The organism is Actinomadura sp. WMMA1423 (assembly GCF_006547145.1).
In the GTDB taxonomy this organism is placed as follows: domain Bacteria; phylum Actinomycetota; class Actinomycetes; order Streptosporangiales; family Streptosporangiaceae; genus Spirillospora.
The window spans coordinates 4547484-4571418 of the sequence record NZ_CP041244.1; the positions used below are offsets into that span (position 1 = coordinate 4547484).

Annotated in this window: 20 protein-coding genes; 9 read left to right on the forward strand and 11 right to left on the reverse strand. The window is 72.6% G+C overall.

Going from position 1 to position 23935, the window contains the following annotated elements:
- Positions 1-6: 6 nt before the first annotated feature.
- Positions 7-1077, forward strand: a complete 1071-nt coding sequence (locus FKD65_RS20935) for a glycosyltransferase (RefSeq protein WP_141579093.1) — start codon at positions 7-9, stop codon at positions 1075-1077.
- A 244-nt stretch (positions 1078-1321) separates the two neighbouring features.
- Here FKD65_RS20935 and FKD65_RS20940 read toward each other — a convergent pair whose 3' ends face one another.
- A complete protein-coding gene (locus tag FKD65_RS20940) occupies positions 1322-2503 on the reverse strand; it encodes a glycosyltransferase (protein WP_141579094.1) in 1182 nt (393 codons plus the stop codon).
- Between the two features lie 242 nt (positions 2504-2745).
- Here FKD65_RS20940 and FKD65_RS20945 point away from each other — a divergent pair, with 242 nt between their 5' ends.
- On the forward strand, positions 2746-3009 hold the full coding sequence (locus FKD65_RS20945) for a hypothetical protein (RefSeq protein WP_141579095.1): 264 nt from the start codon (positions 2746-2748) through the stop codon (positions 3007-3009).
- A gap of 160 nt (positions 3010-3169) precedes the next feature.
- Here the strand turns inward: FKD65_RS20945 and FKD65_RS20950 are convergent, their stop codons facing one another.
- Together FKD65_RS20950 and FKD65_RS20955 are read right to left on the reverse strand one after the other, a co-directional pair.
- Positions 3170-3676, reverse strand: a complete 507-nt coding sequence (locus tag FKD65_RS20950) for a carboxymuconolactone decarboxylase family protein (protein WP_141579096.1) — start codon at positions 3674-3676, stop codon at positions 3170-3172.
- A gap of 145 nt (positions 3677-3821) precedes the next feature.
- Entirely contained in the window at positions 3822-5606 is a 1785-nt protein-coding gene (locus FKD65_RS20955) for an ABC transporter ATP-binding protein (protein WP_141579097.1), read from the reverse strand.
- 598 nt (positions 5607-6204) lie between these two features.
- Between FKD65_RS20955 and FKD65_RS20965 the strand changes: the two genes are divergently transcribed.
- From FKD65_RS20965 to FKD65_RS20975, 3 genes are read left to right on the forward strand one after another with little or no spacing between them, the layout of a single operon-like run.
- Entirely contained in the window at positions 6205-7464 is a 1260-nt protein-coding gene (locus tag FKD65_RS20965) for a beta-ketoacyl synthase (RefSeq protein WP_302931610.1), read from the forward strand.
- On the forward strand, positions 7461-8675 hold the full coding sequence (locus FKD65_RS20970) for a ketosynthase chain-length factor (RefSeq protein ID WP_141579099.1): 1215 nt from the start codon (positions 7461-7463) through the stop codon (positions 8673-8675). Before FKD65_RS20965 ends, FKD65_RS20970 begins: the two co-directional genes overlap by 4 nt.
- A gap of 44 nt (positions 8676-8719) precedes the next feature.
- Complete coding sequence (locus tag FKD65_RS20975; RefSeq protein ID WP_141579100.1) at positions 8720-8989, forward strand: acyl carrier protein; 270 nt, start codon at positions 8720-8722, stop codon at positions 8987-8989.
- Between the two features lie 131 nt (positions 8990-9120).
- Here the strand turns inward: FKD65_RS20975 and FKD65_RS20980 are convergent, their stop codons facing one another.
- Both FKD65_RS20980 and purB read right to left on the reverse strand, forming a co-directional pair.
- Positions 9121-9522 carry a GNAT family N-acetyltransferase gene (locus FKD65_RS20980; RefSeq protein ID WP_141579101.1) on the reverse strand — a complete coding sequence of 134 codons (402 nt, stop codon included), beginning with the start codon at positions 9520-9522 and terminating at the stop codon, positions 9121-9123.
- Positions 9506-10792: an adenylosuccinate lyase gene (gene purB, locus FKD65_RS20985; protein ID WP_141579102.1), complete on the reverse strand. Its 1287-nt coding sequence runs from the start codon at positions 10790-10792 to the stop codon at positions 9506-9508. The genes FKD65_RS20980 and purB overlap by 17 nt, the downstream gene beginning before the upstream one ends.
- Positions 10793-11106: 314 nt before the next feature.
- On the opposite strand from purB, the gene FKD65_RS20990 reads away from it, so the two are divergent.
- The 4 genes from FKD65_RS20990 to FKD65_RS21005 are packed head-to-tail and all read left to right on the forward strand — an operon-like array spanning position 11107 to position 16313.
- Positions 11107-12492 (forward strand): amidase, encoded by a 1386-nt coding sequence (locus FKD65_RS20990; RefSeq protein ID WP_141579103.1) that lies wholly within the window; start codon positions 11107-11109, stop codon positions 12490-12492.
- Complete coding sequence (locus FKD65_RS20995; RefSeq protein WP_205718751.1) at positions 12489-13994, forward strand: glutamine synthetase family protein; 1506 nt, start codon at positions 12489-12491, stop codon at positions 13992-13994. Before FKD65_RS20990 ends, FKD65_RS20995 begins: the two co-directional genes overlap by 4 nt.
- A 49-nt stretch (positions 13995-14043) precedes the next feature.
- The gene (locus tag FKD65_RS21000) at positions 14044-14385 is read left to right on the forward strand and encodes a 4Fe-4S ferredoxin (RefSeq protein ID WP_141579104.1); all 342 of its coding nucleotides are present in this window, start codon (positions 14044-14046) and stop codon (positions 14383-14385) included.
- Positions 14382-16313 carry a hypothetical protein gene (locus tag FKD65_RS21005; protein ID WP_141579105.1) on the forward strand — a complete coding sequence of 644 codons (1932 nt, stop codon included), beginning with the start codon at positions 14382-14384 and terminating at the stop codon, positions 16311-16313. Before FKD65_RS21000 ends, FKD65_RS21005 begins: the two co-directional genes overlap by 4 nt.
- 67 nt (positions 16314-16380) lie before the next feature.
- Here the strand turns inward: FKD65_RS21005 and FKD65_RS21010 are convergent, their stop codons facing one another.
- From FKD65_RS21010 to FKD65_RS21035, 6 genes are all read right to left on the reverse strand, one after another.
- The gene (locus tag FKD65_RS21010) at positions 16381-17124 is read right to left on the reverse strand and encodes an antibiotic biosynthesis monooxygenase (protein ID WP_141579106.1); all 744 of its coding nucleotides are present in this window, start codon (positions 17122-17124) and stop codon (positions 16381-16383) included.
- A gap of 30 nt (positions 17125-17154) precedes the next feature.
- Positions 17155-18666 (reverse strand): FAD-dependent monooxygenase, encoded by a 1512-nt coding sequence (locus FKD65_RS21015; protein WP_141579107.1) that lies wholly within the window; start codon positions 18664-18666, stop codon positions 17155-17157.
- Positions 18653-20221 (reverse strand): FAD-dependent monooxygenase, encoded by a 1569-nt coding sequence (locus tag FKD65_RS21020; protein WP_141579108.1) that lies wholly within the window; start codon positions 20219-20221, stop codon positions 18653-18655. The genes FKD65_RS21015 and FKD65_RS21020 overlap by 14 nt, the downstream gene beginning before the upstream one ends.
- A complete protein-coding gene (locus FKD65_RS21025; RefSeq protein ID WP_141579109.1) occupies positions 20218-21171 on the reverse strand; it encodes an aromatase/cyclase in 954 nt (317 codons plus the stop codon). The genes FKD65_RS21020 and FKD65_RS21025 overlap by 4 nt, the downstream gene beginning before the upstream one ends.
- A gap of 136 nt (positions 21172-21307) precedes the next feature.
- Positions 21308-22822, reverse strand: a complete 1515-nt coding sequence (locus tag FKD65_RS21030) for an FAD-dependent monooxygenase (RefSeq protein WP_141579110.1) — start codon at positions 22820-22822, stop codon at positions 21308-21310.
- A gap of 54 nt (positions 22823-22876) precedes the next feature.
- The gene (locus FKD65_RS21035) at positions 22877-23905 is read right to left on the reverse strand and encodes a methyltransferase (RefSeq protein WP_141579111.1); all 1029 of its coding nucleotides are present in this window, start codon (positions 23903-23905) and stop codon (positions 22877-22879) included.
- Positions 23906-23935: the final 30 nt, after the last annotated feature.

Consider the following 23935-nt stretch of genomic DNA (forward strand, 5'->3'; position numbering starts at 1 on the left):
ACCACCATGAAGATCCTGTTCACCGTCGGAGGCAGCCAGGCGGTCGTCTTCGGCGTCGCCCCCCTCGCCTCGGCCGCGCGCAACGCCGGGCACGAGATCCTGCTGGCCGCCGACGAGCCGCTCATGGAGGCAGCGGAGGCCGTCGGACTTCCCGCCGTCTGCATCACCTCCGAGCGCATGCACTACGGCCAGGACTCCAAGACGGCCGCAGCCCGGCTCGGCGCCCTCCTGGAACTGGCGGAGTCCTGGACCCCCGACCTGGTGGTCGGAGGCCTGTCCCCCGTCCCGAAGGTCATCGCCGCCCGCCTCAAAGTCCCCTACGTCCGGCATGTCTGGCACATCACCCCGAAGGGGGGACGCGGCGCTCAGATCGAGGCGGAGATCCGGCCGGAGATGGAGCGCCTGGGGGTCGCCGAACTGCCGGAGCCCGCCCTGTTCATCGACGTCTGCCCGCCGTCCCTGCGGCTGCCGGGCTCCCCGCCGGCACGGTCGATGCGGTGGTACCCCCGGGTGCGCCAGTGCCGTCTCCAGCCCTGGATGTACACCCGTCCCGAGGGGCGGCCCCGGGTGCTGATCACGGCGGGGACCCGCCACCTCGTGCTCGACACCGCCGGCGGCTCCCTGGAGGCGCTGGTGGACGGGCTGGCCGGGGAGGGGGCCGAGGTGGTCATCCCCGCGCTCCCCGAGGCCGCCGAACGGCTCGGTTCGCGGTTCGGCGGCGCGCGCATCGGCTGGATCCCGCTGGACGTCGTCGCGCCCACCTGCGACCTGGCGGTCCACCACGGCGGCGCCACCACCACCGCGACCCTGGTCAACGCCGGAGTGCCCCAGCTGATCATTCCCGACAACGGCTTCGGCCGGGCCGTCGCGGAGGGCGTGTCCGGCTTCGGCGCCGCCCTGATGGTGGACGGCCCGGAGGCGGGCCGCTCTCCGGGCGAAGCGGTCGCCGCGGGATGCCGGGAGATCCTGTCGAACCCCCGGTACGCCGAGCGGACCCGGCTCCTGGCCGAGGAGATCGCCTCGCTTCCCACTCCGGCCGAGGTGGTGCTCGAACTGGAATCCCTTTCGGCCCCCTGACCGGCGGCCGTCCGCCTGACGACGTGGAGAGCGCGTGTCCCGGCGCTCTCCACGTCGTTTCTGTATGGCCGGGACGACTCTGTATGGCCGGGACGGCGGCGGCTCAGGACGGTGGTCGCGGCCCGGCCGGTCGGGCCGGGCGTCACCGCGGAGGCCGGTAACGCACATCGCCCTGAAAGCCGCGGCAGCGAAGGCCGCCGCGCTTTCAGGGCGATGGGTCCCGGACCGGTGCCCGGTGCTCGGACTACCGGCCGGCCAGCGCCTCCAGCCGGGAGACGATCTCGGGGGGCGCCGGCTGCGCGGCGATCTCCTTGGCGAGGAACTGCGTCCGCTCGGCGTAGGAGGGGTCGGAGAACAGCTCCCGGCAGGCCTCGGCGATCACTTCGCCCGGGGCCCTGCCGGGGTCCTGCGCCTGGGGCCACAGCTCCCTGGCGGCGCCGAAGCCGCTGATGGCCCTGGCGATGGCCGCCCGGTGGTAGTTCGGCCAGAACTCCGGGGGGTTCTCGGGGATGATCAACTGCGGCACACCGTTGGCCATGAAGGTCGTGGCGGTGGTCGCGCCGCCGTGGTGGATCGCCAGATCGCAGGTGGCGGCGGCCACGTCGAGCGGGATCCAGCCGATGCGCGCGTCACCGAGCTGCGCGCCGAACCGCTCCGCGGCGCCGGGCGACGCCGCGATCAGCACCTCGCAGTTCATCCCGGCCAGCTCGCTCACCAGCAGCGGCATCGACCAGCCCGGATCGCGGAACATGATGCTGCGGAAGCCCGAGGTGATCAGCACGCGCCGGCGCCCCTCGGGGCGGGTGTACATCCAGCGTTCGAGCAGGCGCTGCGGGTTGCTCGGTACCCAGCGCACCGGCTGGGCGGGGGGATCGTAGGACGGCCGCAGCGAGGGCGGGGTGGCGTCGAGGACCATGTCGGGCTCGGGCAGCCCGTCCAGCCCGAGGCGTTCCAGCTCGGGTGCGAGCTCCTCCTCGGCGCCCGGCTCGATGCCGGTGAACGGGATCCCCAGGTACTCGATGTGACGCACGTACGGGACCCCGATGCGGGCGGCGAACAGCATCGCCGAGTAGCTCTGCGAGTTGCCGACGACCACGTCCGGGGTCCAGTCCTTCGCCAGCTCCAGCAGCGACTCCAGCCCGGCCAGGCCCATGCGGGCGAAGCCCCGGCCCTGCCCGACCATCGCGTCGTCCCCCATCTCCTCGGGGAAGCGCAGGCCCTCGCCGGGGTTGGCGAGCTGCATGAAGTGCCGGATCGGATGGACCGTGAAGCAGAAGGTGGGGAGCCCGATGGCCTCCGCGGTCTCCACCCACGGCTCGTGGGCGGCCAGCATGACCTCGTGCCCCGCGTTCCGCGCGGCGGTGGCGAGCGGGGCGGCGGCGTAGTACGTGGCCTGGCTGCCCGTGACGATGAACAAGATCTTCATGGCGCTCCCGTGCTTTCCCTCGGGCGGGATCCATCATTTCCTGGACGCTATTTCTACCTGCATCCACCCTTTTTCTGTCAATTATGGCACCGTTCGTCTGTGCACTTCGCGCAGTTGAACACCGCGAACTCGACGCCAATTGCGGCAATGTCGGAGATGCCTTGGCGACCGACGCGCCTCACCATGAGTTCTTGACGCGAGCGCGAGAATCCCGGAACCCGGACCCCGAAGGGCGATGCCACATGAACGAGCTGATCTACAAGGCCCGGATGGCCCTCAAGGACGTCATGGAGGTGAAGATCTCCAGCCGGGGAGGCGGCAGGGTGTACCTGAGCTTCTTCCCCGACCTGTTCTGGGAGGGCACCGAGCGGACGCGCGCCGAGAACGTCATCAAGGACATCTTCGACTGCCTCCACGACATGGACATGGACCTCGCCGGCGGCGAGGCCGCCGTCCCCGTCCTCCTGAACTCCGAGCCCGTGGAGATCGTCCACAGGGCCGCTTGAGGCCCCTCCCCTTCCAGCCCCCTGCCCTTCCAGGCCCCTGCCCTCCGAAAGCCCTGCCCTCCGAAAGCCCTGCCCCGTCGAAAGCCCTGCCCGGTGGCTCCTCCTCGAGAGATGAGCCACCGGGCAGGGCGTCCCTTTGCCGCCGGAACCCCGGGGAAGATCAGCCGGACGCGGCCGCCCGGGAGGTCATCGGGACCCAGTTCTTGGGGTTGACGCGCCAGTCCACGGGCTCCTGCCGTGTCGCGATGTTGACGCGGTTCCAGAAGTTGACCAGGCCGATGTGGATGACCAGGGCGCCGAGCTCCTGCTCGCCGTACTGCGCGGCGGCCTCGTCCCAGACCTCGTCGGGCACCGGGTCCTCGCGGTCGTTGATGAGGGTGACGGCCTCGGCCAGCGCCAGCGCGGCGCGCTCGGCACCCGTGAAGCAGGTCTGCTCCCGCCAGGTCGCCACCAGGGGGAGGCGGTGGTCCTCCTCCCCCGCCTCCTCGAACTCGCGCTTCTTCGTGGGGATCTGCACCGTCCGGCCGTTGAGCTGCCCCACGCGGAGGTGGACCAGCACGAGCGTCCGCAGCGGAACCCCGGCCTCGTTGACGGCCTGGACCAGTTCACGCTGGGGCTTCATCACGCCGGGGACGACCATCGAGGGATTGGGCATCCGTGGGGACATCGAGAATTCTCCTTCGAAAGCGGGATCACCTCGAATCCTCCCTCCGCGGCCGCCTTTTACTCAAGCTCCGAAATTGCTGAACACGATGGCCGTGCAGCACGGAAACAGAAATGGCGGAACCCGCAGCGCCGGCCGCGTCCGGAATTCACGCGGCCTGTGCGGGGTCCCGCTTGGCGAGCGAGGCGTAGAGGCCGCCGAGGCCGAGCAGTTCCTCGTGCGTGCCGCGCTCGACGATCTCACCCTCGTCCAGCACGATGATCTCGTCGGCGTCGCGGATGGTCGACAGGCGGTGGGCGACCGTGATGGTGGTGCGGCCCGCGCTCGCCGAGCCGACGGCCTTCTGGACGGCCCGCTCGGTCTGGGGGTCCAGGGCGCTGGTGGCCTCGTCCAGGACCAGGATCGGCGGGTCGCCCAGGATCGCGCGGGCGATCGCCAGGCGCTGCTTCTCCCCGCCGGAGAACCGGTAGCCGCGCTCGCCCACCACGGTGCCGTAGCCGTCGGGCAGGGACATCAGATGGTCGTGGATCTGCGCGATCCTCGCCGCCGCGGCCAGTTCCTCGTCGGTCGCGTCCGGCTTGGCGAACCGGAGGTTGTCGGCGACCGAGGCGTGGAAGAGGTAGGTCTCCTGGGAGACGACCCCGACCGCGGAGGCGAGGGCGGCGAAGGACATCTCGCGCACGTCGATCCCGTCGATCGTGACCGAGCCGCGCGTCACGTCGTACAGGCGCGGGACGAGGTAGCCGAGGGTCGTCTTGCCCGAGCCGGTCTCGCCGACGACGGCCAGGCTGTGCGCGGCGGGGACGGTCACGTCGATGCCGCGCAGCGTCGGCCGCTCCGCGCCGGCGTAGGTGAAGCCGACGCCTCGCATCCGCACCTCGCCGCGCAGCCGCGCGGGCTCGACCGGACGCTCCGGCTCGGCGACGTCCACGGGCAGGTCGAGGTACTCGAAGATGCGGGCGAACAGCTCCAGCGAACTCTGGATCTCCAGGTTGACGCTCAGCAGCCGCTGGGCCGGGCGGAAAAGGCTCGCCTGGAGGGTGGTGGAGGCGACGAGGGTTCCGAGGGAGACGGCCATGTGCCCGCCGCCCGCGGTCATCCCCGCCACCCAGTAGATCACCGCGGGCATCGAGGCCATCACGATCCAGATCGTGGACTGGTGCCAGAGGCCTGCCGTGTTCGCGCGCACCTCCAGGTCGGCGACCCTGCGGGACTGGGCGGAGAAGGTGTCGGTCAGCGACCGGGACCGCCCCATGGTGCGGCCGAGCATGATCCCGCTGACCGACAGCGACTCCTGCACGGTCGAGGAGAGCTCGGCGAACTCCCGCTGCCGCTCGCGGCTGATGGCGCGGCGGTCGGTCCCGACGTGGCGGCTCACCCAGACGAACCCCGGCAGCGTGAGCAGCGACGCGGCCGCCAGCCGCCATTCGAGCAGCAGCATGGCGGTGATCGTGGCGAGGACGGTGGCCAGGTCCGACACCAGCGCCGTGGCGGTGGTCGTGACGGTGGACTGCATGCCCCCGATGTCGTTGGCGATGCGCGACTGCACCTCGCCGCTGCGGGTCCGGGTGAAGAAGGCCAGCGACATCCGCTGCAGGTGCGCGTACACGGCGGTGCGCAGGTCGTGCATGACGAGCTGGCCGACCCTGGTGGACAGGTAGGTCTGCCCGACGTTGAACGAGCTGTTGACCACCGAGATGACGATCATGCTGAGGGCGAGCAGCGTCAGCAGGCCCGTCCTGCCGCGCGGCAGGGCCTCGTCCATGATCTCGCGGACCAGGAACGGGTTGACGAGCGAGACCAGCGAGGAGCCCACCACCAGGACGGCGACGAGCAGCAGGCTCCCGCGGTACGGGCGGAACAGGCGCAGGATGCGCCGCTTCTGCGCGGCGGGCTGAGTGGTCGCCGGCCTGGCCGGCTGCGGGATGCCCAACCCCGCCTCCTCTCCGGTCGGTGGATCGCGGGCCCGGAACCCGCAATCGCCAAACCCTGCACGACCGCCCTTGAGGAAGGCTCGAGAAAGCGCCGGTCCGGCTCGCGGCGCCGGTGGACCGCCGGGGCCCCGCCACCTCTCGCCGGGGACGGGCCGAGAACGGGCTCCAGCGGGTTTCGATGCCTTCGCGACTCCTCCTTGAGAGGCGTGGCGCACGGTGGCGATGGCTCGTTTCCGCGGGTCTCCCCGGGCCTGGAAGAGAGGGACGCCAGCATGAGACGCCCGCGTTTCAGGTCCGCCGTCAGATCCCTTCTGGAGTACATCGGCGAAGGGCTCATCTGGACGGGGATGACCTGGGGTGGATATCCGTGGGACGGGCCGTGGGAATGTCCAGACCGGCTCTCCGGAACGGAGATGTCGGAAGCGGAGCGCGCCGAATGGGCGGCTTTGGTGAAGCGTCTGCGGTAGGCGGCATGACGCCGCTCGCCGTTTCCCGTGGCGGCCGCCGGATCATCGAGGCAGGGGTCGAGTGCACAGCAACCTGACAGTGGCCGGGCCGGCCTCTCGGTCCAGCGCCGACGGGGCGCCCGGCCGGCGAGTGGTCATCACCGGAATCGGAGTGCTGGCGCCCGGCGGGATCGGGGTGAAGAGCTTCTGGAGCCTGCTCAGCGAGGGCCGGACGGCGACCAGGAAGATCACCTTCTTCGACCCGTCGCCGTTCCGCTCCCGGGTCGCGGCCGAGGCCGACTTCGACCCCTGGGAGCACGGCCTCGGGCCGCAGGAGGTTCGCCGCATGGACCGCGCGGCGCAGTTCGCGGTCGTCACGGCGAGGGACGCCATGGCCGACGGCGGTCTCGACCTGAGCGGCGTCGCGCCCCACCGCGTCGGGGTGAGCGTCGGCAGCGCCGTGGGCGCCACCATGGGCCTGGACCGGGAGTACCGGGTGGTCAGCGATGGCGGCCGCCTCGATCTGGTCGACCACGAGTACGCCGTCCCGCACCTCTACGACTACTTCGTGCCGAGCTCCTTCGCGGCCGAGGTCGCCTGGGCGGCCGGCGCCGAGGGCCCGGTCACCGTGATCTCCACGGGCTGCACCTCGGGGCTGGACGCGGTCGGCTACGCGGCCGAGCTGATCCGCGACGGCTCGGCCGACGTGATGATCGCCGGTGCCACCGACGCGCCGATCTCACCGATCACCGTCGCGTGCTTCGACGCCATCAAGGCGACCACGCCGCGTTCCGACGACCCCGGGCACGCCTCCCGGCCCTTCGACCGCTCCCGCAACGGCTTCGTCCTCGGCGAGGGCGCCGCGATGTTCGTCCTGGAGACGTGGGAGAGCGCGCGGAGCCGCGGCGCCCGCCCGTACGCCGAGATCGCCGGATACGCCTCCCGGTGCAACGCCTTCCACATGACCGGGCTGCGCCCGGACGGCAGGGAGATGGCCGAGGCCATCCGCGCCGCGCTGGACAGGGCCAGGACGCGCCCGGATGAGATCGACTACGTCAACGCGCACGGCTCGGGCACCAAGCAGAACGACCGGCACGAGACCGCCGCCTTCAAGCGCGCCCTCGGCGAGCACGCCCGCCGCACACCGGTGAGCTCGATCAAGTCGATGGTCGGCCATTCGCTCGGCGCGATCGGCTCGATAGAGATCGCCGCCTCGGTCCTGGCCATGGAGCACGACGTGGTGCCCCCCACAGCGAACCTGCACGAGCCCGACCCCGAATGCGACCTGGACTACGTACCGCTGACCGCGCGCGACTGGCGCACCGACACGGTGCTGACGGTGGGCAGCGGTTTCGGCGGTTTCCAGAGCGCGATGGTCCTGGCCCGCCCCGGCCGGAGGACCGCGGAATGACCGGCCAGGCCGTGGTGACCGGGATCGGCGTCCTGTCGCCCAACGGGTTCGGCACGGCCGAGTACTGGGACGCCGCCTGCGCCGGCAGGAGCGGCATCGGCCGCGTCACGCGCTTCGACCCGCGGCGGTATCCGGCGAAGCTCGCCGGGGAGGTGTCCGGGTTCGACGCCGGGGAGCACCTTCCGAGCAGGCTCATACCGCAGACCGACCGCATGACCCAGTTCGCTCTCCTCGGCGCGGACCACGCCCTCGCCGACGCCGGAGTGCGGCCGGGAGAGATGTCCGAGTTCGAGATGGGCGTGGTGACCGCCGGCACCTGCGGCGGCTTCGAGTTCGGCGAGCGGGAGCTCCGGAACCTGTGGAGCAAGGGCGGCCAGTACGTCAGCGCCTACCAGTCGTTCGCCTGGTTCTACGCGGTCAACACCGGCCAGATCTCGATCCGGCACGGCATGCGCGGTCCGAGCGGCGTGCTGGTCGGCGACCAGGCGGGCGGCCTCGACGCGCTCGCCCACGCGCGCCGCCTGGTCCGCGGCGGCACCGAACTGATCATGTCCGGCGGGGTCGACGCGCCGATCTGCCCGTGGGGGTGGGTGGCCCAGCTCGCCGGCGGGCGGCTGAGCACCGGCGAGGACCCGGGACGGGCCTACCTGCCGTTCGACGCCGGCGCGGCCGGGCATGTGCCCGGCGAGGGCGGCGCGCTCCTGGTCGTCGAGGACGCGGGCGCCGCGCGCCGCCGCGGCGCCCCCCAGGTCTACGGCGCGATCCGCGGATACGGGTCGACGTTCGACCCGCGGCCGGGCAGCGGACGGGAGCCGGGGCTGCGGAAGGCCATCGAGATCGCGCTGGACGACGCGGGCCTCGCGCCGGGAGAGATCGACGTCGTCTTCGCCGACGCGGCCGCGATCCCGGAACTCGACCGCGCCGAGGCGGCGGCGATCAGCGAGGTCTTCGGCCCCCGTGCCGTCCCGGTCACCGCGCCCAAGACCATGACGGGCCGGCTCGGCTCGGGCGCCGCTCCGCTGGACGTCGCCACCGCGCTGCTGTCCATGCGCTCGGGGCTGATCCCGCCGACGGCCAACGTCACCCCCGCTCCCGAGTACGGCATCGACCTGGTCACCGCGCCGCGGCGTACGCCCGTGCACGCGGCCGTCGTGCTGGCGCGCGGGCACGGCGGCTTCAACTCCGCCGTCGTCCTGCGATCGATCGACTGAGACGGCGCACACCGACTGGAACGGCACACAGGGAAGGAGCCGCAATGGCATCCGGCGAGTTCACCATCACCGACCTCAGACGCATCCTGTACGAGGCCGCGGGAGAGAGCGAGGGCGTCGACCTCGACGCCACGGCCCTCGACAGCGACTTCGTCGAGCTCGGCTACGAGTCGCTGGCGCTGCTGGAGACCGGGAGCCGGATCGAGCGGGAGTTCGGCATCGAACTGGACGAGGCCGCGCTGTTCGAGACGTCCACCCCGCGCACCCTGATCGAGGCCGTCAACGCGCGGCTCTCCGTGCCTGAAAGCGCATAACCCCGCGACCGGCCCGGCGTTCAACCGAAGAAGGCACACAGACGAACGGCCGCCCACCGGGCGGCCGTTCATCTGTGTCCCAGCGTCGCGCCCATGTCGTCGCGTCAGGCAGGTTAGGCGCGTCAGGCGGGTTACGGGTTCAGTACCCAGGCGGAGTCGTGCTTGGTGAAGCCGATGTGCGGATAGTAATCCGTCGCCGCCGGCGCGGAGAGCAGCACTATCTTGGCCTGCGGCGCCTCTTTCCGAGTCGCGTCCATGAGGGCACGGCCGATGCCGGACCGCTGGTACGGGGCGCTGACCGCGATGTCGGAGAGGTAAGTGACGTAGGAGAAGTCCGAGACGCTCCGCGCGATTCCCACGAGGGCGCCGTCGATCCGGCAGGTGACGACCAGGTTGGCGTTGCGCACCATCGCCGCCATGCGATCGGTGTCGGCCACCGGGCGGCGTTCGCCGAGCCCCGAGGAGCGGTAGACGTCGAGGACCTCGTCCATGTCGAGCCCGGCGCCGTTCTCGCGTTCAACGTCCCATTTCACGGAGGGCTTCCAATCTCTTGAAGACCACATCATGGTGGACCAGGAAACGTTCCGGCCGTAGCGGGTCGATGTCGATCCCCTCGGCCCTGAGCAAGGTGCTGAAGTCCCCGCCACCGGCGAGGACGCCGTTCGCGGCGGCCTGGACGGCCCGGTAGGCCCGTTCCCGCTCGGTGCCGCTCTCCAGCAGATCGGCCAGCACCGCCGAGCTGTGGGCGAGGCCGCGGGTCTGGTCGATGGCCGCGCGCATCCGGTCCGCGGACACCTCCATCGCCGCCACCAGGTCCGCCGTCGAGACCGCCTGGTAGTGCGCGACGATCAGCGCGTCCGGCAGGGCGACCCGCTCGACGGACGAATGGGCCAGGTCCCGCTCGTGCCAGAGCGCCACGTTCTCCAGCACCGTGCCCGCGTACCCGCGCAGGAGCCTGGCCAGCCCGGCGAGGCGCTCGCTGGTCGTCGGGTTGCGCTTGTGCGGCATGGCGCTGGACCCCTGGTAGCGGGCCGTCCGCCCCTCCTCCACCTCGCGGACCTCGCTGCGCGACAGCAGCCGCACCTCCGTGGCGATCTGCTCGGCGCAGGCACCGAGCGTCGCGATCGCCTGCAGGAGCTGGGCGTGCCGGTCGCGGGCCACGACCTGGCTGGGCGCGGGCTCCACGCCGAGGCCGAGCTCCGCGCACACGTACTCCTCGACGAAGGGGTCGATCAGCGCGTAGGTCCCGACGGACCCGGAGATCGTGCCGACCGCGACCTCCTCGCGCGCGGCCCGCAGCCTCCGGACGCAGCGGTCGATCGCGAACGCGAACCCGGCGAGCTTGTGGCCGAACGTCGTCGGCTCCGCGTGCATCCCGTGGGTACGGCCGATGCAGACCGTCTCCCAGTGCTCGAACGCCTTGTCAACGAGGACTCCGCGGAGCCGCTCCACGGCTGCGAGCAGGACGTCGCAGGCGCGGGCGAGGGTGTGCCCGAGGGCCGTGTCCACGAGGTCGTAGCTCGTCATCCCGAGGTGCACCCAGCGGGCGGAGTCGTCGGGGACGTCCTCGCAGAAGGCGGCGAGGAAGGCCAGGATCTCGTGGTCGCGCTCGCGTTCGAGCTCCGCCACCCGAGCCGCCGCCGGAACCCGGGCGCGCCGGATGTCGGCCAGGGCCTCCTCCGGGACGCGGCCGAGCCGGGCCTGCGCCGCGGACGCCAGGACCTCCACTTCCGCCCAGGTGGAATAGCGGGCCTGATCCGACCAGAGCTCCGCCATTTCCGGCAACGAGTAACGAGATATCATGAGCGGCAGGATACGCAGCGGCGCAGCGAATTGTGTAGGACCTCCCCGCGGCCCCTTCCTGCGCTTTTATCCGCGGTTGCCTCCGCTCGGCCGTCCCTCCTCGACCAGCGAGCCGGCCTTTTCTTCCAGGCTGACCCGATCATTTCTCCGCTGTTGCTCCAGCGGCCTCTTCGCCGGCCGTACGCGGCTTGCGCTGATTTTGGTCAGTGGCTTGTAGTGGTGCCGTGTCAGTCGTCACCGAATCGGCGAACAGGCAGCCGATCAGCCACAGTATTCGTGAAACGCGACGGTCGTTTCTCCTGGGCCGTTCGACGGTGGTCGAGCACGTCGAGAGCGTCCTCGCCGCCATCCGGGAGACCGGCGCCGGACTCGGCGCCTTCGTCGCGGTCGCCGGCGAGCGCGCGCTGCGGGAGGCGGAGGCCGCCGACCGCCTCATCGCCGCCCAGGGCGCGGCCGCCTTCCGCGACCGGCCGCTGCTCGGCAGCACGGTGGCGGTGAAGGACCTCGTCCAGACGCGGGACCTGCCCACCCGGAGGGGGTCGCTGCTGCCGAACCGCCGCGCCGCGGTGGACGCGCCCGCCGTGGCCCGCCTCAGGGCCGCCGGCGCGATCGTGGTCGGTAAGACGGCGACCTCGGAGCACGGGTGGAGCGCGAGCACCGTCACCAGGCTGGGCGCGCCCACCCGCAACCCGCGGGCGCGGGACAGGTCCGCCGGGGGGTCGAGCGGCGGGTCCGCGGCCGCGGTGGCTGCGGGCCTGTGCGACATGGCGATCGGCACCGACGGTGCGGGGTCGATCCGCATCCCCGCGTCCTTCTGCGGCGTGGTCGGGTTCAAGCCGTCCTTAGGCCGGATCCCCTACGTGCCGCCCTGCGCCGACCGGTTGGCGCAGGTGGGGCCGCTCGCGCGGAGCGTGGCCGACGTCGCCGAGCTCATGGCGGTGCTGACCGGCCCCGACCCCCGCGACCCGGACTCGCTGATCGGCCCGCCTCCGCCCACGACGAGGCCCGCCCGGCCGCTGCGCATCGCCTGGATCGAGTTCCCGCGCACGTCCGGCGAGGTCCGCCGCGTCACCGAGGACGCCCTGCCGGTGCTGACCGGGCTGGGACACCGTGTCGACCGCGTCGACGTCCCCTTCCCGGACCCGTACGCCGCCCTGGTGGACGTGATCGCCGCCGCCGAGGCGAGCGGCACCGCACCGGAGGACGACGTGTGGTGCGACGAGGGCCGGCTCGCGGTCGTCCGGTACGGGCGTTCCCTGAGCGGCGCGGCGGTCATGCGCGCCGAGGAGACCCGGCTGGCCCTGCGGGCGCGGCTGGCCTCGGTGATGGAGCGGTACGACCTGCTGGCGATGGCGACCGTGCCGTGCGAGCCGTTCGCCGCGGGCGCGATCGCCCCCGCCTGGGCGGCCGACCCCGGCGACCTGCTCTGGCTGGCGTGGTCGCCCGCGACCTACCCGTTCAACCTCACCGGCCAGCCCGCCCTGTCCCTGCCCGCCGGCGTCGCCTCCGGCGGGCTCCCGGTCGGGCTGCAACTGGTGGGCCGGGTCGGCGAGGACGACCTGGTGCTCGCCGCCGCCCACCGGATCGAGGCGCGGATCGGCCCGGAGACCCCCGTCGGCCCGGAGACCCGCGCCGGACGGGAAACCCGCGCCGGCCAGGAAACCCGCGCCGGCCAGGAAACCCAAGGAGGACGATCATGATGTCGAGGCCCTGGTCCCTGCCCGAGCTCCCCGGCGACGCGAGCGGCGTGGGGCGCCCCTCCTTCGTGGCCGAGTTCGGACTCTGGGACGACCGGCAGGCCGCCGCGGCCGAGAGGGTCGAGGTGGAGCTCGACGACGTCGACCTCGTGCGGGTGGTGTTCTGCGACCCGCACGGGCTGGCCCGCTCGAAGACGGTGCCCGCGAACGTCTTCCGGACGGTGCTGCGCAACGGCATGGACTTCAGCGCCGGGCCGTTCCTGTTCGACACCGGCCACGCCGTCGCCGTCGACTTCCTCTCCGACCCCGGCGTGGGCGTCGGTGAACTGCTCGGCGCGGGCGACTTCGTGCTCGTCCCGGACCCGCGCACCTTCCAGGTGCTCCCCCGGACCGGTCCGCGGACCGCGTGGGTGCTCGGGGACGAGTTCCTGCGCGACGGCTCGCCGCACCCGCTCGCGTCCCGCGCGGTCCTGCGCCGTGTCTGCGCGCAGTACGCCAGGCACGACCTGGTGCCCGTGATCGGCCTGGAGGTCGAGTGGTACCTCACGCGCCTGGCGGGCGGCCCGCCCGGCAACGCGGGAAACGGTTTCGGCGCGCAGGGCCCCGCCCCGGAGGTGGAGGCCGTGAACTCCGGCTACCAGTTCAACCTCGACGGCCACTACGACACGGTGGCCGAGGTCGCCGACCCGCTGGCCTCGATGCTCACGGCCCTCGGGCTGCCGCTGCGCACGTTCGAGCACGAGTCGGGCCCCGGGCAGCTCGAGACGACCTTCGACCCGATGCTGGCCCCCGACGCGGCGGACGCGCTGCTGCTGTTCCGCACCCAGGTCAAGCAGGCCTGCCGGCGCCGCGGCTTCCACGCGTCCTTCATGACGCTGCCGCGCCTGGACGGCTTCGACTCCAGCGGCTGGCACCTGCACCAGTCCGTCATGAGCGCGAAGACGAACGCCAACGTGTTCGCGGCGGACGGCGGCGCGCAGGACGCGATCTCCCGCGAGGGGGAGGCCTATGTCGAAGGCCTGCTGTCCCGCGCGCGGGAGCTGTGCCCGCTGTCGGTCCCGACCGTGAACGGCTACCGGCGGATGGCCCCGCGGTTCAGCCTGTCCCCGACCTCGGTCGACTGGCGCTTCGAGGACCGCAGCGCAATGGTCCGGGTGCTCAGCGGCGGCAGCTCCACGCATGTCGAGAACCGGATCGGGGAGCCGTGCGCGAACCCCTATCTCGCCATCGCCGCCCAGCTCCACGCGGGGCTGGAGGGGCTGCTCTCCGGAGCACCGGCGAGCAGGGCCTCCCATCCGGAGCTGCCCGGGTCGCTGCACGAGGCATTGGACGCGTTCCGCGCGAGCACCAGCGCCGAGGAGCTGCTCGGGGCGCCGCTCAAAGCCCTGCTGACGAGATTGAAGGAAAGCGAAGCGGCCCGGTTCGACGAATGGTGCGCGGCGGAGCATCCCGACACCGCCGAGGTCACCGAATGGGAGCACCGCGAGTACTTCGGGATCTTCTGAACGACCACATCGAGCCTGCTCATAGAGAGTGATGAGGTGAGAGCGCGACATGCCCTGGGCGAAAGACACCCTTTCCGTGGCCGCGTCCGGCGCCGGGCGCGCCGAGCGGATCGCGCGGCGGTCCCGCGAGGGGAACTGGAAGAAGCCGCCGCGCCGCATCGAGACGTCCGAATGCATCACGTGCGATCTGTGCCTGCGCAACTGCCCGCCCGAATTCGGGGCGATCTTCGATCTCGGGCTCGACGTCGTGATCGTCCCCGAGCTGTGCTCCGGGTGCCCCGTGTGCGTGATGGTCTGCCCCGTCGACTGCATCTACGTGGACGAGGAATGGGACCCGACCGAGGCGCCGATGTGGGACCACGTCGACCTGACCGCCGGAGGAACGAGATGACCCCGCCCGCCGCAGGGGACACCAGCCTGTCCCGCCGGGCCGCGCTCGCGAAGGCGCGGCAGAGCCGCCGCCCCAGCCGGCTCGGCCGGCGGGCGGGGGCGGCACCGGCACCGGACTACCTCCAGGCCGAGGACGCCGGGTTCCCCGGCCTGCTCAAGCGAACCTGGCAGCGGGCGACCACCGCGCCCGACCTGCCCGCGGCCGTGGACATCCTGCTCACCCTGGACGGCCACGTTCCCGCCGACATCCAGCTGCGGGCCCTGCCGCCGGAGGACGAATGCGCCATGAAGGTCCTGTTCGGCAGGTCATGGCGCCCGGAGGCCGAGCCGAGCACCGAGTCTGAGACGGGGCCGGGAGGCGGGCCGCACGAGCCCGTCCTCGGTCAGGACGGCGCCGCCACGGCGTTCCTCGGCGAGATCGGGCTCAACACCAGCGGCCGGGTCGTCCTGCGCGTCCCGGCGAAGGGCCCGCTGGCCGGCGCGGAGGACCTCGTGGACGGGGTGCTGCGCGTCCCGTGGTCCGCGCGGGACCTGGCCGGCTACCAGGCCGAGTTCGCGTGCGCCGCCGCACGGTCGCGCGAGTCGGTCGCCGACTGCCGCCGGTGGCTCGCCGCGGCGGGCCCCGGAGGCCGCCGGGACATGCTCGAAACCCTGACGGAGGCGGCCCGCCGGACGGCGCCCTTCGTGCTGTACTCCGGGGAACGGCGGTACACCAACTTCCGCGACCGCAACACGCTGACGGGGAAGACGCTGTGGCCGGGGCACCCGGACTGCGCCCTGAGCAGCCTGTCGGCCGTTCCCCTGGAGCTGTGGTCCGACAGCGACGTGCTGATGGTCGCCTGCCTCACGCTGCTCGTCCGGTCCAGCGGATTCGCCCGGATCGAGGAGGCCAACGGGACGCAGCTCACCCCCGGCCACGTGGCCCACCTCCTCGAACGGACCCGCCTTGCGTACGACGGGGTCGCCGGCGGGGGCGGAGTGCGGCCCGCGCGCTCGTCCCGGATGGCGGCGCTCGACGACCTCGCGCGGGCCCTCGCCGCGCGCCGCCGGGAGATCGCCGCGAGGGCCGGGCTCTACCGGGAGATCCACGGTCCGCTGATGCACAAGGTCGAACGGGTCGCCGGGCCCCCGGCGGACGGCGCGCGGCGGCTGGAGGCGGAGCTGTGCGGGCGCCTGCGCGCCAGGCTCCCCGTCTCCGGCGAAACGCTCGCGGACCTGGGCGCATGCATTGACGATTCGCCCCCGTGGCTGGCCGAGCCCCACGGCGAGTACGGCACGGGCCTGGAATCCCTCGTCTACGAGACGGTGCGCGCGGCGAACACGGTGTTCGAGGCCGACTTCGCCATGAGCCGCGGGATGCGCTCGCTGACCTCGCTCGTCACGGCGCTGCGCGAGGAGGACTGGCCGGCGATCACCGGGTGGGACCTGCCGCACTTCTTCTGCTGCGTCGTCCCCTCCCGGCGGGCCCTGCGGCACTACGGGGACTCCCCCGCCCATCTGGCCGACACCGCGTGGTCGATGTCCGCGCGGATGCAGTACAACTCGTGGCACTTCCTGGCGGGCAACCTGCCCGCGAAGGTCCCCGAGGTGGCGGACCGGGACTACTTCGTCCCGCCCACGATCCCGGACGTCGCCTACCACTCCGACCAGCACCACAACGGCCACGTCGCGGCCAAGGTGCGCTTCAGCATCCGGAGCCCGCAGGCGGTGCGGGTGCTGGGACGGACCTTCGGCGGCTTCGTCGACCTCCGGCTGATGCGCTGCGCCGGGACGCCGTTCGGCGAGCAGGACCTGCTGGCGGCGCACCGCACCTCGGGCTTCGTCGCGAAGGCCACGAGCGCGGCCGTCGCGCTGGCGGCCGGCGGCGCGGCCATCGAGGTCACCGCGTTCGACTCCCGATGGCACTGGGACGAGATCGCCCACCGCTGAAGAGCACCAAGTGCGAGCACCTCCCGGCCTGGAACTCGCCGGGAGGTGCTCGTGCGCGTCGCCACCGTCAGGCGACGGCGGCCTGCGACGCGGATCGGGAGTGGACGACCCGGTAGCCGTTCCAGTCGGCGGCGGTCGTCAGCGCGTTCCTCTTGGCCTCGGTCCTGCAGCGGACGGGCGGCTTCTCGTCCTCGGCCATCGTGCAGAAGGCGTCGTAGGACCGCTCGCCGTCCCACTGCGAGTAGACCAGCACGAAGTCGTGGTCGGTGCCGATCGCCGACAGCGCGCCGCCGTCCCCGGCCAGGCCGCGCGACCGGATGCCGCGCAGGACGCTCTGCGAGCGGTAGCCCGGCACCTCCAGCATCCAGTCGTGGGCCGCCGCGAGCACGGCGACCAGCTCGTCCTGGTCGGCGGGCTCCACGTCCAGGACCTCGATGACCGTGTAGTCGTCACGGTCGGGGGAGATCTCGGTGGCCCCGCCCTGAGACGGATGCCGCCGGCTGGACTCCACCTCGGTCTGCATCAGCCGGACGTAGGTCGTCATCTCCCGGAAGACCGGGACCGTGCGGTGCTTGAACTCCGCGCCGGCGTAGCGCGACTCCAGGTCCTGGCTTCCGCGCCACTGGATGAAGTTCGCCGTTCCCGGCCGCTCCCGGCCCCGGTGCACCGTGCTGGAGACCCAGCCCGGGAACGCCGCCGTGTCGACGATCGCCCGCATCTCGCCGACCAGCCGGTCGACCTGCTGATGCGTCTCGGTCTTGAACAGGTTGACGACCGTCAGGTGGCCGTCTTCGGGGTTGATGAATGGCATGGCTCCTCGCAAACCTCTGGTTGGCCTCTGCTACGACCGGGCGCCGGTCGCAGCCGGTGTCACGTACCGCTGAGCGTCTTCCGGTCCTCCGAACCAGCGGGTCAGGGCCTCCGGCAGGCCCGCGGGCCCGGACCCGGTCCAGGCGATGTGGCCGTCCGGCCGCACCAGGGCGGCCTCGACGCCCGCGAGCGGACCCCGCGGACGGGACGGCGCGGTGACGACGCCGACCCGGCCCGCCCACGGCGCGGCGGCGGCGCTCAGCCCGCCATCGCCGCCGAGGATCAGCAGGACGCCGCGCCCGGAGTGCAGCAGCGCGAAGGCGCGGTCGTCCGGCCCGGCGCCGCCGGTGAGCTCGAAGTCCGGCAGCCGCCTGCCGAGCAGCGGGTGGCCGCCGCCCCCGACGTCGTACCGGATGTCCAGGCCGGTGACCATGCCGGCGAGCAGCCGGCGGACCTCCTCGTGCTCCAGCAGTTCGGTCATGACCTCGCGCATCGGGTCCATCTCGTCCCCGCCGAGGTACAGGATGCGCTGGGCGAGGGTGTTGGCCAGGACGCGGGCCGCCACCGGGCGCCGCTCGGAGTCGTAGGTGTCCAGGAGATCCGCCGGGGCGCGGCCCTGGACCGCGGCGGCGAGCTTCCACCCCAGGTTCACGGCGTCGCCGATGCCGGCGCTCATGCCCTGGGCGCCGATCGGCAGGTGGATGTGCGCGGCGTCGCCGAGCAGGAAGGCCCGCCCCTGCCGGTACCGCTCCGCCAGGCGGCTGGAGTCGGTGGTCCAGCTCGTCCAGAGCGGCCTGCCGCCGGAGATGTCCTCGCCCGTGAGCCGCTTCCACGCGGCCGCGATGTCGCCGAAGCCCGGCGGACCGTCGCCGCGCCGCCGCCCGCCCCTCTCGTACATGATCACGCGCTGGATCTCCGGGCCGAGCGGCAGCACCATGACCATCCCGCCCGGCACCCGCTCCCCGGCGAAGCGGGGCCGCAGGCCGAGCCCGGCCACGTCGGCGAACCACAGCTCGACGGCCGGATCGGTGCCGGGGAAGCCGACGCCGAGCAGCTTGCGCACGCTGCTGCGGGCGCCATCGCACCCCGCGACGTAACGGGCGCGCATGGTCCTGCCGCCCTCGGGGGTGGCGACGTCCAGCTCGACGCCGTCGTCATCGGACGCCAGTCCGATCACCTCGTGCTCCCGGCACACCACGGCGCCCTGCCCGGCGGCCCAGCCGGCCAGCACCTGCTCGGTGCGCGACTGGGGTATCCCCCGCGCGCCGTAGGAGCCGCCCTCCAGCACCCGGTAGTCGAGGGGGAGTCCACCGAAGTGGCCGACCGGAATGGTCTGCACGTCGCCGAACCGGGGCAGCAGCCCTCGCTGGTCGAACTCCTCGATGGTCCGGGCGGAGAAGCCGAGGGCCCGGGACTGCTTCGTCGGCTCGGCCAGCCTTTCCAGGACCACGGCCCGGACTCCGGCCAGGCCCAGCTCGCCGGCGAGCATGAGCCCCGTGGGCCCGGCCCCCACGATGATGACGTCCGCGTCAAAGCCTCGCATTGCCTCTCCCGCCTTCCGCACGCCTGTGTTCGCTGCGCATGTCCTCCCTGCGGGCGCCTTCCACACGGGCGCCTTCCACGCGCACGAGTCGTCCGATCGCCTCGTTCAGGTCGTCCTCGTCGTCTCCGGCCCAGGCGACGTAGCCGTCGGGACGCATGAGGAGCGTGCTGATCCCCGGAAAGAGGCCCTCATCGTCGGCCGCGTGAATCGTCGGGATGGGGAACCGGTCGTCACCCCAGGCCGGCGCCTCGGACCGCACGGTCGGCCTCAACCGCACGGTCGGCCTCAACCGCACGGTCGGCCTCAACCGCACGATGAACGGCTCGGTGGCGGGACCGGGCGCCCGGGGCAGGTCCCCCGCCCGCGTCCGGAGGTTCGGGACGCGCCGCCCGGTCGGCCACGGTCCGTCCGGGCCGTACCAGACGTCGAGGTTCGCGGCGGTCCGCGCGAGGTGGGCACCGACCTCGTCCAGGCCGACCAGCTCGGAGAGCACCGCGCGCAGCGGCTCGATCCCGGCGCCGCCGAGCATCAGGGACTCCTGCGCGGCGACGTGGTCGAGCACCCGCGCCGCGACGGGATGCCGGTCGGCGTGGTAGCCGTCCAGGAGTCCGGGTGCCGCCCAGCCGTTCATCGTCCCGGCGAGCTTCCAGCCGAGGTCGACCGCGTCCTGGAGTCCGGTGTTCAACGCCTGGCCGCCGATCGGCATGTGCCAGTGGGCGGCGTCCCCGGCCAGCAGCACGCGGCCCCGCCGGTAGGCGTCGGCCTGTCCCCTGGAGTTGTCGAAGGCGTCCCGCCAGACGGCGGTCCCCTCGGAGATGTCCTCGCCGGTCACCCGCGCCCAGACCCGCACGATCTCCTCGAACTCCGGCGGCCCGGTGCGCTCGGTCGCCCCTCGGCCGAACGCGTGCACCATCACCCTCGTGACGCCGCCGCGGGTCGCCGCCACGGCGAACCCGTCCGGGAGCCGCTCGAACCTGCGGTCACGGATCCGGATCCCGGTCACGTCGGCCCTCAACAGCTCCTTGGACGCCTCCGCGGCCGACACCGCGAACCCGCACAGCCGGCGCACGGTGCTGCGGGCTCCGTCGCAGCCGACCAGGTACCGCGCCTCGATCCGCCGGTGGCCCCCGGGGGCCTCCACGCCGCAGACGACGCGGTCCGGCAGCTCGACGACCTCGGTCAGCTCGTGCGCCCTCAGCAGGGTCGCGCCGAGCGCCTCGGCCCGCTCGCCCAGCGCGGCCTCGGTCCGGTACTGGGGCACCTTCCAGTTGCCCGCGTACTCGCTGTCCAGACCGGACAGGTCGAACCCGAGCCCGGCGAAATGCCCCCGCGGCTCGTGCGCGGCCTCTCCGAGGAGCCCGTCGAACCCGCGCTCGTGCAGGAGTTCGGCGGTCAGCGCGGTGAGCTGGCTCGCCCGGGACTCGGTCATCGGACGGGCCAGGCGCTCCACGACGACGACGGGCACCCGGGCCCGGGCCAGCTCGCAGGCCAGCAGGAGCCCGACGGGACCGGCCCCGACGATGACGACCCGGTCGGCCGCCGGAGCGGAGGTCACGACGCCTCGCGCCCGCCGCCCGCGCCCTCGGCGTGGGCCTTCGCGGCGCGCAGGGTGATCAGGCTGTTGCCGCTCAGGGCCTTGCGAGCGGCCTCGTACGCGGCCGGCGCGTCGGCGCCGGGCCCGAGCACGTCGGCGATGCGCGCGGGGTCGACCCGCACCGTGTGCCGTGACGTCACCGACACGCCCGCCCCCTCGCGCTCCTCGATGACCCACTCCCCGAGGTGGAGCGACAGGAGCGCCGGGAGCACGCCCTGCTTGTAGACGATGCTGGAGTACGGCCGGCACACGCGCACCGACCGCGTGGTGTGGACGGAACCGTCCCCGCCGCTGGTGTCCATCTCGAGGATCTGGAGACCGGGCGTCTCCTCCTCAAGCGCCACCCTGGAGACGTGCGGGAGCCGCTGCGGCCACAGCCGGGCCTCGTTGATGAAGTCGTAGACGTCCTTGGCGGAGCCGTCGACCGTCACGGTGTCCTCGAAGGTGACGGCCTGGTCGGGGCCGGACAGTTCCGCGCTCGCCTTCAGCGCGTCCAGCTCCGCCCCGCTGTTGCGGTCGACCGCCCGGCTGATCCAGTCGAGGTCGGCTGGGTCGTCGCCCGCCGCGAAGAAGTCGTGCAGCAGGCGCACCCGGCACGCGGACTCCGACACCCTTTCCACCACCCAGGTGCCGCCCATGCCGCCGACCGGATGGTGGGACCGCTCCTGGCGGAACGAGACGCTCATCCTCTCCGGGTCGTGCCGGCGCCTGGACGTCCAGGTCTTGGCGGCGCCGTTGGCGGTCGCCCAGAGCCGGATCAGCTCGTCGTTCCCTTCCCGTTCGACGCACTCGGCGTGCACGGTCGGGGGGAAGACCTCGGGCCACCTGCCGACGTCCGCGATCAGCGCGTACACCCGCTCGGCGGGAGCCTCGACCTTGATCTCGTGCTCGGTTTCACGCACCGTGCTCATGCCCACGACCCTCATCTCCTCTGCGGCACGATCCCCGTCGATTCCCGTCGATTCCTGTCGATTCCTGTCGATTCATCCGGATGACTCGCGGCGTGGCGCCCTTCCGAGTGCCTGGACGAGGGCAGCCCGCCGCAGGTCAGCGCACCCGGGCCAGCGGTGGCGCGTCCGGGAGGCCGCCGCCCTGCCGGGGCTCGCCGAACCAGCGGCGCAGCGCCGCCGTGAGCGACCCTCCGTCCGGCGCGACCCAGGCGACATGTCCGTCGGGACGGATCAGCACCGACTCCGTCGCGGCTCCGCCGTCCTCCGGGCCTGGCGGGAAGCCCGTCACCCGGACCAGGTCGACGCGGTCGGCCCACCCGGCGGCGCACCTGCTCGCCTCCTGCGAGCCGGCACCGGCGACCAGCACGCCCCGCCCCGCATGCAGCAGCCGCGCGATCCGCTCGCGGCCGCCGTCCGCGAGCTCCACCTCACGGTCGGGCATCCGGGCCCCCAGCAGCGGGTGGCCCCGCTCGCCCACGTCGTAGCGGACGTCCAGCCCGCTCACCATGCCGGACAGGTGCCGCGCCGCCGCCGGTACCGCCATCAGCTCCGCCATGACCGTCCGCAGCGGCTCGACCGAGCTTCCGCTGAGGTTGAGCGTCCCCTGGGCCAGGGTGTTGCGCAGCACCCGCGCGCCCACCGGATGCCGCTCGCCGTGGTAGGTGTCGAGCAGGTCGGCGGGGGCGCGGCCCCGCACTGTCGCGGCCAGTTTCCAGCCGAGGTTGACCGCGTCCTGCAGGCCGATGCTCATCCCCTGGCCTCCCGCGGGCAGGTGGATGTGCGCGGCGTCCCCCGCCAGCAGGACGCGGCCGCGCCGGTACTCGGTGACCTGGCGGGCGGCGTCGGTGAAGCCGCTGACCCACCGCGCCTCCCCCTCGCGGATCGAGTCGCCGGTCAGCCGCTCCCACGCGTCGGCGACCTCGGCGAAGGTCGTCCGGCGGTTCCGGTCCGGCGGCGGCGTCCCGTTCTCGCAGACGATGATGCGGACGTAGCCCTTCTCCAGCGGCGCGGCCATGACCATGCCGTTCGGCAGCAGCTCGCCGATCGGCCGCGGCTCGATGCGGCAGCCGGTGACGTCCGCCAGGTACATCTCGCGCGTCGCCGCCGAGCCCGGGAAGTCGAAGCCGGCGAGCTTGCGGACGGTGCTCCGGCCGCCGTCGCAGCCCACCAGGTGGCGCGCCGAGTGCTCGCCGCGCCCGTCCGGCCCCTGGACGGTCGCGGTGACCCCGCCGCCCGTGTCGGCGAGGTCGACGAGCTCGTACCCGCGGCGGACCGCGACGCCCAGCTCCAGGGCCCGGGCTTCGAGCATTTCCTCGATCTTGTACTGGGGGACGCCGCGCACCCCGAAGTGCGAGCCTTCGAGCACCCCGAAGTCGAGCGGGATGCCGCCGAAATGGCCCTGCCTGGTGATCTCGGCGTTCTCCAGCCGGTCCAGGAGCCCGCGCTGGTGCAGCACCTCGGCCGCCCGGGCGGTGAAACCGATCCCGCGCGACTCCCAGCTCCGCTCGGTCAGCCGCTCGAAGACGGTGACGTCCGCACCGCCGAGCGCGAGTTCGCCCGCGAGCATCAGTCCCGTCGGACCGGCGCCGATGACGATGACTTCCGTGTCCATTTCCTGTCCTCAGCTTCGCGTGAACGTCGGGAGAGCGGATTCGTGCGCCGGATCTCAGCCGGCGACGGCCTCGATGATCGAGACCGGCGACGTGGTGGGGACCGCCCTGGTCACCGTGAAGCCCGCCTTCGCGAACAGTTCGGTGTACTGCGGCAGGGTGCGCTCCTTGGCCCCGAGGAGCACCATGAGCCAGAGGTCGATGATGTTTCCGAGGTGCCGCTCGTTGTTCTCTTCGAGCACGTACTCGATCACGAGCAGTCGCCCGCCGGGAGCGATCGCGTCCCGGACGTTCTTCAGCAGCGCGAGGCAGTCGGGCTCGGTGAAGTCGTGCAGGATGTGCTTGAGCACGTAGGCGTCCCCGCCCGCCGGGAGCCTGTCGAAATGGCCGCCGTTCTCGATCGTGAACCGGTCGCCGGCACCGGCCGCCTCGAACAGCGCCGGCGCGTCCGCGGTCGCGGCCTCGGAGTCGTAAAGGACGCCTCGCGCGCCGGTCGCCCGCGCCAGGATGCCCGCCAGGAGCGCGCCCCGCCCGCCGACGACGTCCACGATCGTGCGGAAGCCGGAGAAGTCGTACGCCGCCACCACGGGATCGCACTCCGCCTGCGACATGCTGCCCATGCCCTGGAAGAACACGCCCGCGTACTCGGGATTGGCGGAGAGGAACTCGTACGCGCCCATGCCGCGCGACTTCGGCAGCGCCGCCTCACCGGTGCGCACGGAGTCGACCATGTTCACCCACTCCTCCCAGAGCAGCGGGTGCCCCATCAGAACGGCCAGGCCGCGCATCGAGTCCGGCGCGTCCTCGCGGAGCGCGTCGCCCACGGGGGTGAGCGCGAAACGGCCGTCGGGCCGCAGCTCGAACAGTTCATAGCCGGCCAGCGTGCGCAGCAACCGGTGCGTCGCCTCGGGGTCCGATCCCACTCTCCCGGCTATTTCCGCGGCGGGCAGCGGCCCGGCTTCGAGGACGTCGGCGACGCCGAGTTTCGCCGCGACGGAGATCGCCTGGGAAATCACCGCGCCCTGGATCAGATCGAGCAGCGAATAAGCGGCGGACTGGTCCCGCACCGCCGGCAATGCGGACATGTGGCGCCTCCAGAATTCCGTAGGTTCTGC

Excerpts from the sequence above, each read along its gene's own strand:
- FKD65_RS20935 (WP_141579093.1), top strand. The coding sequence starts at position 7 with ATGAAGATCCTGTTCACCGTCGGAGGCAGCCAGGCGGTCGTCTTCGGC.
- FKD65_RS20940 (WP_141579094.1), bottom strand. The coding sequence starts at position 2,503 with ATGAAGATCTTGTTCATCGTCACGGGCAGCCAGGCCACGTACTACGCC.
- FKD65_RS20945 (WP_141579095.1), top strand. The coding sequence starts at position 2,746 with ATGAACGAGCTGATCTACAAGGCCCGGATGGCCCTCAAGGACGTCATG.
- FKD65_RS20950 (WP_141579096.1), bottom strand. The coding sequence starts at position 3,676 with ATGTCCCCACGGATGCCCAATCCCTCGATGGTCGTCCCCGGCGTGATG.
- FKD65_RS20970 (WP_141579099.1), top strand. The coding sequence starts at position 7,461 with ATGACCGGCCAGGCCGTGGTGACCGGGATCGGCGTCCTGTCGCCCAAC.
- FKD65_RS20975 (WP_141579100.1), top strand. The coding sequence starts at position 8,720 with ATGGCATCCGGCGAGTTCACCATCACCGACCTCAGACGCATCCTGTAC.
- purB (WP_141579102.1), bottom strand. The coding sequence starts at position 10,792 with ATGATATCTCGTTACTCGTTGCCGGAAATGGCGGAGCTCTGGTCGGAT.
- FKD65_RS20995 (WP_205718751.1), top strand. The coding sequence starts at position 12,489 with ATGATGTCGAGGCCCTGGTCCCTGCCCGAGCTCCCCGGCGACGCGAGC.
- FKD65_RS21000 (WP_141579104.1), top strand. The coding sequence starts at position 14,044 with ATGCCCTGGGCGAAAGACACCCTTTCCGTGGCCGCGTCCGGCGCCGGG.
- FKD65_RS21005 (WP_141579105.1), top strand. The coding sequence starts at position 14,382 with ATGACCCCGCCCGCCGCAGGGGACACCAGCCTGTCCCGCCGGGCCGCG.
- FKD65_RS21010 (WP_141579106.1), bottom strand. The coding sequence starts at position 17,124 with ATGCCATTCATCAACCCCGAAGACGGCCACCTGACGGTCGTCAACCTG.
- FKD65_RS21015 (WP_141579107.1), bottom strand. The coding sequence starts at position 18,666 with ATGCGAGGCTTTGACGCGGACGTCATCATCGTGGGGGCCGGGCCCACG.
- FKD65_RS21025 (WP_141579109.1), bottom strand. The coding sequence starts at position 21,171 with ATGAGCACGGTGCGTGAAACCGAGCACGAGATCAAGGTCGAGGCTCCC.
- FKD65_RS21030 (WP_141579110.1), bottom strand. The coding sequence starts at position 22,822 with ATGGACACGGAAGTCATCGTCATCGGCGCCGGTCCGACGGGACTGATG.
- FKD65_RS21035 (WP_141579111.1), bottom strand. The coding sequence starts at position 23,905 with ATGTCCGCATTGCCGGCGGTGCGGGACCAGTCCGCCGCTTATTCGCTG.